Annotated in this window: 11 protein-coding genes; 8 read left to right on the top strand and 3 right to left on the bottom strand. The window is 71.2% G+C overall.

Going from position 1 to position 14,109, the window contains the following annotated elements; genetic code table 11:
* Positions 1–3: 3 nt before the first annotated feature.
* Positions 4–648, bottom strand: coding sequence for a TetR/AcrR family transcriptional regulator (locus tag AC5677_RS16530; protein WP_497195811.1), 645 nt, complete (start codon positions 646–648; stop codon positions 4–6).
* Positions 645–1,763 carry a saccharopine dehydrogenase family protein gene (locus AC5677_RS16525; protein ID WP_497195810.1) on the bottom strand — a complete coding sequence of 373 codons (1,119 nt, stop codon included), beginning with the start codon at positions 1,761–1,763 and terminating at the stop codon, positions 645–647. The genes AC5677_RS16530 and AC5677_RS16525 overlap by 4 nt, the downstream gene beginning before the upstream one ends.
* A gap of 310 nt (positions 1,764–2,073) precedes the next feature.
* On the opposite strand from AC5677_RS16525, the gene AC5677_RS16520 reads away from it, so the two are divergent.
* From AC5677_RS16520 to AC5677_RS16495, 6 genes are all read left to right on the top strand, one after another.
* The gene (locus AC5677_RS16520) at positions 2,074–3,024 is read left to right on the top strand and encodes a TIGR03619 family F420-dependent LLM class oxidoreductase (protein WP_497195809.1); all 951 of its coding nucleotides are present in this window, start codon (positions 2,074–2,076) and stop codon (positions 3,022–3,024) included.
* 65 nt (positions 3,025–3,089) lie between these two features.
* Positions 3,090–3,887, top strand: a complete 798-nt coding sequence (locus tag AC5677_RS16515) for an SDR family NAD(P)-dependent oxidoreductase (RefSeq protein ID WP_497195808.1) — start codon at positions 3,090–3,092, stop codon at positions 3,885–3,887.
* Positions 3,888–4,293: 406 nt separating this feature from the next.
* Entirely contained in the window at positions 4,294–5,421 is a 1,128-nt protein-coding gene (locus AC5677_RS16510; RefSeq protein ID WP_497195807.1) for an LLM class flavin-dependent oxidoreductase, read from the top strand.
* A 98-nt stretch (positions 5,422–5,519) separates the two neighbouring features.
* Entirely contained in the window at positions 5,520–7,259 is a 1,740-nt protein-coding gene (locus tag AC5677_RS16505; RefSeq protein WP_497195806.1) for an N-acyl-D-amino-acid deacylase family protein, read from the top strand.
* Positions 7,256–8,731 (top strand): aldehyde dehydrogenase family protein, encoded by a 1,476-nt coding sequence (locus tag AC5677_RS16500; protein ID WP_497195805.1) that lies wholly within the window; start codon positions 7,256–7,258, stop codon positions 8,729–8,731. Before AC5677_RS16505 ends, AC5677_RS16500 begins: the two co-directional genes overlap by 4 nt.
* A gap of 300 nt (positions 8,732–9,031) precedes the next feature.
* Complete coding sequence (locus AC5677_RS16495) at positions 9,032–10,597, top strand: APC family permease (protein WP_497195804.1); 1,566 nt, start codon at positions 9,032–9,034, stop codon at positions 10,595–10,597.
* A 172-nt stretch (positions 10,598–10,769) separates the two neighbouring features.
* Here AC5677_RS16495 and AC5677_RS16490 read toward each other — a convergent pair whose 3' ends face one another.
* Positions 10,770–12,299 (bottom strand): CehA/McbA family metallohydrolase, encoded by a 1,530-nt coding sequence (locus AC5677_RS16490; RefSeq protein ID WP_497195803.1) that lies wholly within the window; start codon positions 12,297–12,299, stop codon positions 10,770–10,772.
* A 238-nt stretch (positions 12,300–12,537) separates the two neighbouring features.
* Between AC5677_RS16490 and AC5677_RS16485 the strand changes: the two genes are divergently transcribed.
* On the top strand, positions 12,538–13,362 hold the full coding sequence (locus AC5677_RS16485) for a TIGR03619 family F420-dependent LLM class oxidoreductase (RefSeq protein WP_497195802.1): 825 nt from the start codon (positions 12,538–12,540) through the stop codon (positions 13,360–13,362).
* A gap of 259 nt (positions 13,363–13,621) precedes the next feature.
* The gene (locus tag AC5677_RS16480; protein ID WP_497195801.1) at positions 13,622–14,023 is read left to right on the top strand and encodes a VOC family protein; all 402 of its coding nucleotides are present in this window, start codon (positions 13,622–13,624) and stop codon (positions 14,021–14,023) included.
* Positions 14,024–14,109: the final 86 nt, after the last annotated feature.

Here is a 14,109-nt window from a genome sequence, read left to right as displayed (position 1 = left end):
CGTTCAGTCGCGGTGCGCGGTGTCGCCGGCGCCGCGGCCGGTTCCGCCCAGCATCCCGACCGCCGTCGCCACCAGCTCCGCGTCGGTCTCCTCCGAGCGGTGATCCGCGATGCCGGAGCGGAACAGCGCCGCCCCCTCGATGAGCATCGTGAACACCCCCGCCCGTGCCCGGCACTGCGCGGTGGTCAGGCCGGGCCGCTGCGCGTGGAGGAAGGCGGCGACCTGGTCCCGGTAGTCGCGGTAGAAGGCGCGTACGGCGGCCGCGACGGCCTCGTCCAGTGCGGCCATGGCCCAGAGTTCGGCGTACAGCCGGACCAGGCGTGGATCGTCCTGTTCGGCCAGCAGGGCGCGGACGACCCGCTCCGGATCGGGGGCCGCGGGGGATCCGGGGGATTCAGGGGATTCGGGCGAGGACAGGAGCGGACGGAGGCGTTCCAGGGAGTGGGACAGGGCGCGGTCGAGGACGGCGGCCACCAGGTCGGCGCGGGTGGGGAAGTAGTACTGGAGGTTGCCCAGGCGGATGCCGGCGGCCGTGGCGACGGCGCGCATGGAGAGTTCGGCGTGCCCGGAGGCGAGCAGGAGCTCCTCGGCGGTGTCGAGGAGCTGGGCGCGTTTGCGGGCGCCCTTGGTGGTGGGGGTGTCGGTCATGCGGCTCTCGTGACGGGTGGGGTGACGGGGACGGTGGCGTCGGAGATCTCCAGTGTCACCCCGTACTCCGCGAGCAGGTCCGGGACCCGGGCCGGGATCGGGGTCATCTCCGGGAAGAGCACGCCGCGCGGCGCCTCGGCGCCGTCCGCGCCCAGGACCCGGCGCAGCCCCAGGGCCGCGCCGACGGCCGTGAGGTGGGCCTGACCCGCCTCGTCGGTGACGGTCGCGGTACGGGTGCGGCCGGCGTGCGTGACGTCGATACGGAGCTGCGCGAGGCCGCCCTCGCCGGGGGCGTACAGCAGTGCGCGCCGGGCGGAGGCGAAGCGTTCACCGCGCCCCCAGCGGAAGAAGCCGAGCCGCTTGACGGCCAGCAGCGAGGAGGTGGAGGCCGCGGAGCTGAAGCCGATGCGAGTGGTGGCGGTGGCGGTGCCCAGGGCGAGGGGCAGGGTGAACTGTTCCGGGGTGTCGATCCGGGCCACCTTGGTGGTGTGGGCCCCGATGCGGACCCGGCGGACATCGCTGAGCGGCATGACCGTGTGCCGCCGCCCGTCCTCGGTGATCTCGTAGTCCAGGCCGAGCCGGTCCATGAACTCCACGGAATCCGCGCCGGCGCGGTCCTTGAGGTCCCAGCGGATGGCGACGTCGACGCCGTCCGCGCCGCCCAGGCCGTCGGCCAGGGCCGCCGCCACCAGGCTGGTCACGCCGCCCATCCAGGCCGAGGACAGCAGAACGGGCGCGGTCGGGCCGTACAGCGCGGCGACGGTCGCGGCCCGTTGGAGGCGTGCGGTCCAGCGGGTGATGTCCACATACGGCACCCGGCCGCGCAGCGCCGCCCGCAGCACCCGGTCGTCGGGATCGTTCACCACCCCGACCACCGCCCGCACTTCGGCCCGGAACGGCGCGGGACCGGCCAGGTCCCAGCGCTCGACCCGCGCCCCGGTCTCCTCGGCCACCGCCTCGCCCCGCGCCACGGTGCGCCCGGTCAGCAGCAGCGGCCAGCTCGGCGCCACCAGCCGGGCCAGCTCGGCGCCGACCGTTCCGTAACCGCCCACCAGCAGGACCGGACCGGCCGCGTCGTACCGGAGTTCGTCGGATATCCCCGTCGTGTGGTTCATGACAGCAATATAGGTCAGGTGACCTAATTTTGGGAGGCGTGGGTCCGATGGCGGTGGTCGTGCACTGGGCCGTCGGCGTCGACCGGTCGCCGGTCCTGCCGCGCCTCTTGTCTGATGGTCCGTCAGCCGTGACGATGGCCTCCGCGTTGCATGACGGCCCGTCAGATCGGGCGTCGGGTGAGGCCGTCCAGTTGGTCGTCGGATCGGCCGCCGGATCCGTCGTCGGATCCGACGACGGGCGGTCGTCGGACGACCGTGTTCAGAGGCATGCCGGATATCGACCGCATATCCACCAAGAGGAGCCATCCAGATGGTGCGGATACTGCCCGAGGGGCAACTGGCGTACGGAATGCAGCTTCCGGTGCAGTCGCAGAGCACCCTGTACGCGGAGAGCTGGGAGGCGGCGGCCGGTCCGGCCGATCTGGTGGAGATCGCGCGGGACGCCGACCGGCACGGCTTTGCGTACATCGCCTGCTGCGAGCACCTCGCGATTCCGCGGCGGCTGGCCGGGGCGATGGGCACGACCTGGTACGACCCGGTGGCCACCCTCGCCCATCTGGCGGCCGTGACGGAGCGGGTGCGGCTGCTCAGCCACGTTGCGGTGGTGGGACTCAAACATCCGCTGGTGAGCGCCAAGCAGTACGCGACGCTGGACCACCTCTCCGGCGGACGGCTGATTCTGGGCGTCGGCGCGGGACATGTGCCCGAGGAGTTCGAGGCGCTGGGGGTGGACTTCGCGCGGCGGGGCGCGGTGCTGGACGAGACCGTCGATGCGCTGAAGGCGGCGCTCGGGCCGGAGGAATTCCCCGAGTTCAAGGGGGCGCGGTACGCGTTCTCGGGGCTGGGGCAGGCGCCGCGGCCCGCGCAGACGCCGCGGCCGCCGATCTGGGTGGGCGGCTCCTCGCCCGCCGCCGTCCGCCGGGCCGCGGTCCGCGGTGACGGATGGCTGCCGCAGGGCGACCGCAGGGATCAGCTGCCCGGCCAGATAGCCATGTTGCTGGCCCTCAGGGAAGCGGCCGGGATCGCGGAGCCGATCGCGATCGGGACCATCGCCGAGCCGCTGTATGTGGGCGAGCCGGGGTGGGAGGTCGGGCGGTGGACGCTGTCGGGGGCGCCGGAGCGGATCGCGGCGTCGCTGCGCGAGTACCGGGCGATGGGTGTGGCCCAGATACAGGTGCGGTTCCGCAGCCGGAGCCGCAGTGAACTGACGGATCAGATGGCCGCGTTCGCCACGGAGGTCGCGACGCAGCTCAACGACTGAACGAGTGGGGCCGAGGCGGGTGCGGCGCCGATCGCCGCACTCCACGGGAACGCTGGGAGGCGGGCATGGGAAAGCTGGCAGACCGGGTTGTCCTCATCACGGGCGCGGCGCGTGGGCAGGGGGAGCAGGAGGCGCGGCTCTTTGTGGCGGAAGGGGCGCGGGTGGTCCTTGGTGATGTGCTGGACGGACCGGGGGAGGCGCTCGCCAAGGAACTGGGGGAGGAGCGGGCCCGGTACGTCCATCTGGACGTGAGCCAGGAGGCGGACTGGGAGGCGGCGGTCGCGGCGGCCAAGGCGGCGTTCGGGAAGATCGACGGGCTGGTCAACAACGCCGGGATACTGCGCTTCAACGAGCTGGTGAACACGCCGCTGGCGGAGTTCCAGCAGGTGGTGCAGGTCAATCAGGTCGGCGCGTTCCTGGGGATGAAGGCGGTGACGCCCGAGCTGGCGGCGGCCGGCGGCGGGACGATCGTGAACACCGCCTCGTACACGGCGCTGACCGGGATGGCGTTCCTGACCTCGTACGCCGCCACCAAGGCGGCCATCGTCGGGATGACGCGGGTGGCGGCGATGGAGCTGGCGGGCAAGGGGATCCGGGTCAATGCGATGTGCCCGGGGGCGGTCGATACGCCGATGACCAACCCGGACCGGGTGGCGGCGGACGGCGGGCCGAAGGCGGCCGACGAGACGGGCAGTGCGGCGTTGGACGAGTTCTACGGGAAGGTCGTCCCGATGGGGCGGATCGGGCAGCCGGAGGAGGTGGCCCGGCTCGCCCTCTTCCTTTCGTGCGAGGACTCGTCGTACATCACCGGACAGCCGTTCGTCATCGACGGGGGGTGGCTGGCGGGGGTCTCGGTGTTCTGACGCCCTCGGCCTGCCCGGTGACCGGCCCTGCGGTCAGCCCCTGCGACCGGCCCTCATGCGCCTGGCCGTGCCTGGTGGTCGCCGTGCGTCCGCGGGCGGGCACGAGCGCGCCGCGGGCCTCCCGCGAGCGTTGACTGACGATGCATCAGCTATTGACGATGGCTGCGGGCGATGCCAGAGTCTGCCTCGATCGTCATCTGACGGTCCGTCAGTTAGAGCCGTGGGCCCCGGGCTCCGGGTCGCCGGGGCGGTCGGGCGGGTCTCGTCGGCTCGGCCGGGCGGATTGTCAGAGGGGCCGGGTACCGTCGAAGGCGTGACGGAATGTGTGATGAGCATCGACGGAAAGTAAGCAAACGAACGTCATCTTCCGGGGGGCGACCCCCGCACCCCGAAGGAGTGAACTCCCTTGGAATTCGGGCTCTTTGTGCAGGGATATGTGCCGGCGGCGAGGGCGAAGGTCGACCCCGAGGCCGAGCATCACGCGCTGATGGAGGAGACCGAGTACGTCATCCAGGCGGACAGGTCCGGCTTCAAATACGCCTGGGCCTCCGAGCACCACTTCCTGGAGGAGTACTCCCACATCTCCGCGAACGACGTGTTCCTCGGCTACCTCGCACACGCCACCGAACGCATCCACCTCGGCTCCGGAATCTTCAACCCGCTCGCCCCCGTCAACCACCCGGTGAAGGTCGCCGAGAAGGTCGCCATGCTCGACCATCTCTCCGGCGGACGCTTCGAGTTCGGCTCCGGGCGGGGCGCCGGCAGCCACGAAATACTCGGCTTCATGCCGGGCGTGACCGACATGAACCACACCAAGGAAATCTGGGAAGAGACCATCGCGGAATTCCCCAAGATGTGGCTCCAGGACGAGTACGTCGGCTTCCAGGGCAAGCACTGGCAGCTGCCGCCGCGCAAGGTCCTGCCCAAGCCGTACGGAAAGTCGCATCCGGCGATGTGGTACGCCGCCGGCTCCCCGTCCTCGTACGCGATGGCGGGCAAGAAGGGGCTGGGAGTGCTCGGCTTCAGCGTGCAGAAGGTCTCCGACATGGAGTGGGTCGTCGAGTCGTACAAGACGGCCGTGAAGGAGGCGGAGGCGGTCGGCGACTTCGTCAACGACAACGTCATGGTGACCTCGACGGCGATCTGTGCGGAGACCCACCAGAAGGCGGTGGAGATCGCGGTCAGCGGCGGGCTCAACTACCTCCAGTCGCTGCTCTTCCGCTACCACGACACCTTCCCGCGGCCCGAAGGCATACCGGAGTGGCCCGAGCTCCTGCCCGAGTACACCGAGGAGATCATCGAGCTGCTGATCGCCGAGGAGCTGATGATCTGCGGTGACCCGGACGAGGTGCTGCGACAGTGCAAGAGGTGGGAGCAGGCCGGCGCCGACCAGCTCTCCTTCGGGCTGCCCATCGGGGTGAGCTCCGAGGACACCCTCAACACCATCAAGCTGATCGGCGAGCACGTCATCCCCAAGATCGACACCGATCCGGTGCACCGGACCACACGATTCCGTCAGGCGGCGGGCAGCTAGGGCCGTCCGGCCGGTCCGGACGGTCCGTCTGCGCTGGAAGGAGCGGCGCCTTGGCCGGGCGCCGCCCCGCAAACCGCACCGAGAAAGGGATCCCCGCCATGCTCGACCACCTGATCAAGGGCGCGACCGTCGTGGACGGGACCGGCGCGCCCTCCTACACCGCCGACCTCGGCATCCGGGACGGGCGGATCGCGATCATCGCGGAGCCCGGGACGGTCACCGAGGAGGCCCGTACGAGCGAGGACGCCCAGGGCCTCGTCCTCGCGCCCGGCTTCGTCGACCCCCATACCCACTACGACGCCCAGCTGTTCTGGGACCCGTACGCCACGCCCTCGCTCAACCACGGCGTGACCACCGTCGCCGGCGGCAACTGCGGATTCACCCTTGCCCCGCTGCACCCCGACCGCCCCGAGGACGCCGACTACACCCGGCGGATGATGAGCAAGGTCGAGGGCATGTCGCTGGTGGCGCTGGAGGAGGGCGCGCCCTGGAACTGGCACACGTTCGGGGAGTATCTGGACGCGCTGGAGGGCCGGATCGCGGTCAACGCGGGCTTCATGGTGGGCCATTGCGCGCTCCGGCGGCATGTGATGGGCGCGGACGCGGTGGGCGGGCAACCGACGCCCGACCAGATGCGCGAGATGCTGCGGCTGTTCCATGACGCGATGGACGCCGGCGCCTGGGGGCTGTCCACGACCCAGTCGTCCACGCACTCCGACGGCGACGGCAAACCGGTCGCCTCGCGGCACGCCCGCCCCGACGAACTCCTCGCCCTCTCCCGCGCGGTGGCCGACCACGAAGGCACCCAGCTCGAAGCCATCGTCGCGGGCTGCCTCGACCAGTTCGACGACGACGAGATCGATCTGTTCGTGGAGATGTCCGCGGCCGCCGGGCGCCCGCTCAACTGGAACGTGCTCACCATCGACGCCGCGGTGCCCGAGCGGGTGCCCCGCCAGCTGGTCCCCAGCGAACGGGCCCGCAAGGCGGGCGGCCGGATCGTGGCGCTGACCATGCCCATCCTCACCCCCATGAACATGTCGCTGGGCACCTTCTGCGCCCTGAACCTCATCCCCGGCTGGGGCGAGATCCTCGGCCTGCCGGTGCCCGAGCGAATGGCCAGGCTCCGGGACGCCGACGTACGCGCCGAGATGCTGCGCCGGGCGGACAGCAAGGAGGCCGGGGTCTTCCGCCGGCTGGCCCGCTTCGACCGCTACGTCATCGGGGACACCTACTCCGCGGCGAACGAAGGGCTCAGCGGCCGGGTGGTCCGCGACATCGCCGCCGAGCGCGGTCAGGACGCCTTCCACTGCCTGGTGGAGATCTGCGCCAACGACGATCTCCGTACGGTCCTGTGGCCGATGCCCACCGACAACGACCCCGACAGCTGGGCGCTGCGGCAGGAGACCTGGCAGCACGAGGACGTGCTCCTGGGCGGCTCGGACGCCGGCGCCCACCTGGACCGGATGTGCGGCGCCCCGTACACCACCCGCTTCATCGGGGACTGTCTGCGCGGCCGCAAGCTCGTCGGGCTGGAGCGGGCCGTGCAGATGCTGACCGATGACCCGGCGCGGCTGTTCGGGCTGCGCGAGCGGGGCCGGATAGCCGAGGGCTACTACGCGGACCTGGTGCTGTTCGACCCGGAGCGGATCGACGCGGGGCCCGCGACCCTGGTGCACGACCTGCCGGGCGACAGCCCGCGGCTGGATTCGAAGGCGCTCGGGGTGGTGAGCGTACGGGTCAACGGCGTGGAGACGATCCGCGACGACGTGGTGACCGGGGCGGTGCCGGGGACGGTGCTGCGGTCGGGCCGGGACACGAGGACGGTGAGCACCAGGTGAGCGGACCGGATGCGGCGTCGGGTGCGGGGCGGCTGTTCATCGGCGGGGGGTGGGTCGAGCCGGATGGCGGTCATTACGACGTGATCAACCCGGCGACCGAGGACGTCGTCGGGCGCGCCCCGGAGGCGAGCCGGGCGCAGGTGGAGGCGGCGGTCGAGGCGGCCCGCGAGGCGTTCGGGGGCTGGTCGCGCACCGCGCCCGAGGAGCGCTCGGCGATCTTGGACCGAGCCGCGGAGGTGATGCGCCGCGAGCTCGTTCCGTACGCGGAGCTGGCGCGGGCGGAGAGCGGCGCGACGGTCGGCACGGCGCGCGCGATGCAGGTCGGGGTGTCCGTGGCCCGCTTCAAGCGCTATGCGCGCGGCGCCCTGGAGCCGGTCGAGACGGGCCTGCCGCCGCAGGTCACCGAAGCCGGGCCGATGGGGAGGGCGGGCGTCGTCGGCGCGCTCGCGGTGCGCCGCCCGGTCGGCGTCGTCACCTGCATCACCTCGTACAACAACCCCTGGGCGAACGCCGCGGGCAAGGTGGCGCCGGCGCTGGCGATGGGCAATACGGTCGTGGTCAAACCGGCGCCGCAGGATCCGCTGTCGGTGTACCGGATGGCCGAGGCGCTGGCGGAGGCCGGGGTGCCGCCGGGCGTGGTCAATGTTGTCACCGGGGCGCGGCCGGCCGTAGGCGAGGCGGCGGTCGCCGCGGCCGGCGTGGACATGGTCAGCTTCACGGGCTCCACGGCCGTCGGCCAGAAGATCGCCGAGGAGTGCGGCCGCGGCATGAAGCGCCAGCTGATGGAGCTGGGCGGCAAGGGCGCGGCGCTGGTCTTCGACGACGCCGACCTGGAGAGCGCGGTGGCCGGGATCGGCACGACCTTCTCCTTCTACAGCGGCCAGATCTGCACGGCGCCGACGCGGGTGCTGGCACAGCGCGGCATCTACGAGCGCCTGGTGGCCGGGCTCGCCCGGTACGCGGAACGTCTGCCGCTGGGCGATCCGGGCGACCCCGGCACGGTCGTCGGCCCGGTGATCTCCGCCGCGCACCGGGACCGTATCGAGTCGTACATCGAGCTGGCCGGGAAGGAGGGCGCGCGGCTGGTCGCCGGCGGCGAGCGTCCCGCGCGGGAACGCGGCTTCTATGTGGCGCCGACGCTCTTCGCGGACTGCACGAACGAGATGCGGGTGGTGCGCGAGGAGATCTTCGGCCCCGTTGTCGTGGTGGTCCCCTTCGACGACGAGGAGGAGGGCATCGCGCTGGCCAACGACAGCGATTACGGGTTGCTGGACTACGTCTGGTCCGGCGATGTGGCCCGCGCCTTCCGGGTGGCGGGCAGGCTGCGGGCGGGCGGGGTCGGCATCAATACGGTCGGCCGCAACATGGAGGCGCCGTTCGGCGGCTTCAAGCACAGCGGGGTCGGCCGCGATGTCGGTTCCTATGCCCTGCACGCCTACAGCGAGCTGCAATCGATCGTGTGGCCGGGCTGAGAGGCCGGTCACACCGCCGGGGCGGGGGGCCGGTCGTGGAGCGGCGGACGCGGCCCCCTTGCACGAGCGGGCGAAAATTTCCAGACACCGGATGGGAAAATTTTGAACTACCCCAAAACGGACACTGCTGCGGTTCCCGCATCGCGGAAGACCTGAGTCAATGCCGTGAAGTCAAAGGTGAAGTGCACGTTTTCCTTGCGATCACGCGGGCGTCACGTCTGATTTACCTACATAGGGAAGGCATCCGCGACGGAAGATCATCTTCCGGATACGGAAACAGCAGGCCTTAACGTCCTGTTCATGGTTCAGGTAGACCCCCGGCCGAAGACCGGAGACACGGTAACGAGCGTCGGCGGAAGCGGCAGTGACACCCGCAGCAAAGGCCTCAGCGGCAACTCCGTCGGCCTGCTCGGCAGCGCGGTCATCGGCATATCGACCGTCGCACCGGTCTACTGCCTCACCTCCACGCTCGGCCCGACCGTGGGTGAGGTCGGGGTGCAGATGCCCGCGGTCTTCCTCGCGGGCTTCCTGCCGATGCTGCTCGTCGCCTTCGCGTACCGCGAGCTCAACAAGGCCGTCCCGGACTGCGGCACGTCCTTCACCTGGACGGTCAAGGCCTTCGGCCCTCGCGTCGGCTGGATGTGCGGCTGGGGCCTGGTGATCGCGACGATCATCGTGCTCTCCAACCTCGCCGGCGTCGCCACCTCGTTCTTCTATCTGCTGCTCGGCGAACTCACCGGCAGCCAGACCATCGCCGACCTGGACGGAAACAAATTCGCCCACGTCGCGACCTGCCTGATCTTCATCGCCGCCGCCACGGCCATCAGCTACCGCGGGATGACCGCCACCAAGGGCGTCCAGTACACCCTGGTCGGCCTGCAGCTGGCCGTACTGGCCGTCTTCGTCGCGATGGCCATCACCAAGGCGCAGTCCGGCGACCTCGCCGGCTCCCTCCACTTCTCCCTGACCTGGCTCGACCCCTTCGCGGTCCGGTCCTTCTCCGCCTTCACGGCCGGCCTCTCCCTCTCGATCTTCATGTTCTGGGGCTGGGACACCTGCCTGACCGTGAACGAGGAGACCGCCGGCAGCGAGAAGACGCCCGGCCGTGCCGCCCTGCTGGCCATGGTCGTGCTGATCGGCTCCTACCTGCTGACCGCCGTCGCCGCGCAGATGTTCTCCGGCGTAGGCCACAAGGGCCTGGGCCTCGGCAACCCCGGCACCGCCGACAATGTCTTCGCCGCCCTCGCCAACCCCGTCATGGGCACCGTGCTCGGCGTACTGCTCTTCGTCGCGGTCCTCGCCTCGGCCGCGGCCAGCCTCCAGACCACCTTCATCCCGGTGGCCCGGACGGTCCTCGCGATGAGCACCTACGAGGCCCTCCCGGCCTCCTTCGCCAAGATCCACCCGCGCTTCCGCTCCCCGGGCAAGGCGACCGTCGCGGCGGGCACGGCGACCGGCGTCTTCTACGCGGTCATGAGCTTCCTGAGCGAGAACGTCCTTATCGACACCATCTACGCGCTCGGCCTCATGATCTGCTTCTACTATTCGATCACCGCCTTCGCCTGCGCCTGGTTCTTCCGCCGCGATCTGCGCAACTCCGTCCGCGATCTGCTGTTCAAGGGCGTCTTCCCGGTCCTGGGCGGCGTCCTGCTCGCGGCCGTCTTCTTCAAGACCCTGATCGACATGTGGAACCCCCACTACGGTTCCGGCAGCTCGGTCTTCGGTGTCGGCTCGGTCTTCGTCATCGGCGTGGGCCTGCTGCTGATCGGAGTGGTCATCATGCTGGTGATGCAGCGGCGCAGCCCGGCGTTCTTCCGGGGTGACGTACTGACCCGCAGCACGCCGGCCATGGTCGTGGAGGACTGACCCGGTAGGGAGCGGAGCCCGGCCCGCTGTCGGCGGGCGAGGCTCGCCGTCGTCCGTCGGCCGGGCCCCGCATCCTCCGGGGTCCGGCCTGGCCTGTCCGCGGGTGGGCGCCGTACCGCGCCGTACCGCGCCGTACCGCGCCGCGCCGCGCCGGGCCGGGCGACGGAGCCCCTCACCCCCTCCCCAGGAACACCGGATTGGTCATCGCCGCCATCGGCCCCGGAAGCCCCGCCGTGGTGGACGGATGGCGGACCTCGGCGCGTATGTAGGCGGCGTGGTCGGGGGTGGTCTGCCAGGTCACGGTCCCTGCGCCGGAGGGCGGGAGAGGGGCCGTGAACAGGCGTCCCTGGTCGGTGACGAAGGAGACCGTGCAGCCCGGGGCGCCGGAGACCTTCAGCTCGGCGGTGGCCTTGGCCGTACGGGAGACGTCGAGGCGTTCGGCGATACCGGCGTGTTCGCCGCGCTCGCCGGTGACCGCGAAGGCGAGGTCGATCTTCGCGGACTCGGCGATCCAGACCCGGCCGGCCCGGATGCCGTCCTGGACGGCCTGCCGTGAGAGGTCCTCGGCCAGTACGACGGTCTGTGGCAGGCCCACGACATCGGGGTCGCGGTGTGCGTCGCTGTGCCCGACGGCCGGCAGCCAGGCCGTGCGGCCGCGGGTGTGCGCGACCAGGGTGTTGTCCCATTCGGCGAGGGTGACCTCGTCATCCGGGGTGTACGGGCCGTTCCAGACCTCCACCGCATCGGCGTCGTTCAGGCCGAACTTCCAGTTGCAGCCGATGCAGGTGGCGTGCGGATGCGCGGGAATGACCAGTCCGCCGGCCTCGCGGATGGCGCGTGCGTACTTGCCGAAGGCGTTGTCGCGGGCCCGGTAGCGCCAGTCGATGAAGACGCCGGGGTCGGTGCCCATCGCCACCACGTGGCCGTTGCGGGTGGTGACCTCCTCGCCGGTCAGGATGAGCAGGTCATCGCCCCACAGCCCGTCCCATGCGTGATGCGACGAGGTGGTGTTGTGCTCGGAGGTGGTGATGAAGTCCAGCCCGGCGGCGCGGGCCAGCGCCGCGATCTGGGCGGGCGTGCGCTTGCCGTCGGAGTGGACCGAGTGCAGATGGTTGTCGCCCCGGTACCAGGCGCGGCCGCGGCCCCGGGCACGTTCGGGCGGGTGGACCGGGGTGGGGGTGCGCCCCGGCGGGCCGTACCGGAGGGTGATGGTGACGTCGTAGGTCAGGCCTTGGGGTGCGACGGTGTACGGGCCGAGGGCGATATGCCAGGTCCCGGCGTTGACGGGGCCCGGGAGGTAGCCGGGGGTGGCATCGTCGGCGCGCAGGAAAAACTCCGTGCGGGCGCCGCCCGACCAGCCGCGGAATCCGGCGCCGCCGAGGGCCGTACCCCGCTCATCGAAGATGCCGATGTCGCAGGCGTTGCCGGCCGTGCCCTCGGGGACGGTGGGCCGGTCATAGCTGTACGCGACGGCGATCTCCCGTACGCCGTGGGGTACTTCGACCGGAAGGTAGACGAAATCCGGCGCACCGGTGGGCAGATGGCCGGTGACTCTGCGCGTCTGTTCGGAACCTTCGGCCCGCGCGGCCCCTTCGCCGCCCCCGGTCCCGGGCGCGGCGTCGGCGAAGCTCACCGTGCCCAGTGTCAGCGCGCCCGCCGCGCCCGCAGCCGCCGAAAGCCTCAGAACACTGCGTCGTTCCATCCTCGCCCCCGTGTCGTCCCGTCGGTTACCGCTTCACATTCCGCCACTCGTACCGCTGTGTATCGCCGCGCTGTCGCCTCGTGTCGCGCCGTGTCGCGCCGTGTCGTCTCGTGTCGCCTCATGTCGCCGTGTGAAAACTGTTGTACGCGGGTGTGACACGGAGGGAAAGGCCTGTGGATAACCCGCGGACGGTAGGGCAACATGCGGTCACCACACGCCTGACGGAGGTGTCCTCAGCATGCGGATCGCGACCACGATCTTCCTGACCGACGAGACGATCCGGCCGGACCGGCTGGCCCGTGAGCTGGAACAACGCGGGTTCGCGGGGCTCTACCTGCCCGAGCACACGCACATCCCCGCCAGCCGGGACACCCCGGCGCCCATGGGGGAACCGCTGCCCCGCGAGTACGGCCGCACCCTCGACCCGTTCGTCGCGCTCGGCCAGGCCGCCGCCGTCACCGAGCGGCTGGGCCTGGGCACCGGCATCACCCTGGTCGCCCAGCACGACCCGGTCGGCCTCGCCAAGCAGATCGCGACCCTCGACTTCCTCTCCGGCGGCCGTTTCACCTTCGGCGTCGGCTACGGCTGGAACGTCGAGGAGGCCGCCGACCACGGGGTGGAATGGTCGACGCGGCGCGAGCTGACGCGCGACCGGGTGGCGCTGATGCGGGCGCTGTGGGCCGAGGAACCGACCGCCTACAAGGGTGAGTTCGCCTCCGTACGGGCGTCCCTGGCGTATCCCAAGCCGGCGCACGGCGCGCCGCGCACCCTGATCGGCGGGGCGGCCGGACCCAAGCTCTTCGAGCAGATCGCGGAGTACGCGGACGGCTGGCTGCCGATCGGCGGGCGGGGGCTGACCGAAGCCGTTCCGGTGCTGCGGCAGGCCTGGGCGGACGCCGGGCGTGCGGGCGAGCCCGTGGTGGTGCCGTATGCGGTCCGCCCCTCGGCCGGGAAGCTGGCGCACTACCGCGAGCTGGGCCTCCAGGAGGTGGTGCTGCAACTGCCGCCGGCCGGGGAGGCGGAGGTGCTGCGCACGCTGGACGACTTCGCACAGTATTTGTGAGGGCAGCGCAGCGTGACCCCGCACGCCGCGGGGCGCGACCGGTGCGGCATGGCGCGGCTGCCTAGGACCATCGGCCTACGGCCGGCGGGCGCGGGACGGTACCGGGGACCGATCCGTTTCCGCCCCCGAAGGTCCTAGCGTGGAAAGCGACGGACCCGCCGCGCGCCGCGGGCCGGTGGCGATACCCCGTGCCCGCGGCGTTCACGGGAGGGCCCGCCGCAGAGCCGTATTCGCAGATCAACGGTCCAAGGAGAGTCAGATGCCCAGCCTCGACCACACGATCGTGCACAGCACCGACCGCTTCGCCTCCGCGCAGTTCCTGGCCGACCTCCTGGACGCCCCCGCGCCCAAGGCCTTCGGTCCGTTCGCCGTCGTCAAGATGGACAACGGCGTGAGCCTCGACTACGCCGAGCACGTCGCCGCCGACCGGAAGTTCGTTCCGACGCACTACGCGATCCTGGTGACGGAGGAGGAGTTCGACGGGATCCTGGCGCGGATAGAGGGGCGGCAGCTGCCCTACTGGGCCGACCCCATGCACCACCAGGCCCAGCAGATCAACCACCACGACGGCGGCCGGGGCCTGTATCTCGACGACCCGGACGGACACAACTTGGAGTTCCTGACCCGGACGTACTCGGACGAGCTGCTGGCCGGCCTGTAGGCGGGCCTCGCCGGTGTGGTTCGCGCGCCCCCGGGAAGTGCCCCGCGGGCGCACGGAGGGAACCTCCGCCTGACGTGATCAGGGGC

This window comes from Streptomyces sp. JLSY215 (genome assembly GCF_059682825.1).
The sequence above is the reverse complement of the archived record's forward strand: the minus strand, read 5'-3'. Positions and strand labels throughout refer to the sequence as shown.

What these genes read in the sequence shown, in the direction of transcription:
- AC5677_RS16480 (WP_497195801.1), top strand. Translation starts at nt 13,622, where the DNA reads ATGCCCAGCCTCGACCACACGATCGTGCACAGCACCGACCGCTTCGCC.
- AC5677_RS16530 (WP_497195811.1), bottom strand. Translation starts at nt 648, where the DNA reads ATGACCGACACCCCCACCACCAAGGGCGCCCGCAAACGCGCCCAGCTC.
- AC5677_RS16485 (WP_497195802.1), top strand. Translation starts at nt 12,538, where the DNA reads ATGCGGATCGCGACCACGATCTTCCTGACCGACGAGACGATCCGGCCG.
- AC5677_RS16515 (WP_497195808.1), top strand. Translation starts at nt 3,090, where the DNA reads ATGGGAAAGCTGGCAGACCGGGTTGTCCTCATCACGGGCGCGGCGCGT.
- AC5677_RS16520 (WP_497195809.1), top strand. Translation starts at nt 2,074, where the DNA reads ATGGTGCGGATACTGCCCGAGGGGCAACTGGCGTACGGAATGCAGCTT.
- AC5677_RS16525 (WP_497195810.1), bottom strand. Translation starts at nt 1,763, where the DNA reads ATGAACCACACGACGGGGATATCCGACGAACTCCGGTACGACGCGGCC.
- AC5677_RS16490 (WP_497195803.1), bottom strand. Translation starts at nt 12,299, where the DNA reads ATGGAACGACGCAGTGTTCTGAGGCTTTCGGCGGCTGCGGGCGCGGCG.
- AC5677_RS16505 (WP_497195806.1), top strand. Translation starts at nt 5,520, where the DNA reads ATGCTCGACCACCTGATCAAGGGCGCGACCGTCGTGGACGGGACCGGC.
- AC5677_RS16495 (WP_497195804.1), top strand. Translation starts at nt 9,032, where the DNA reads ATGGTTCAGGTAGACCCCCGGCCGAAGACCGGAGACACGGTAACGAGC.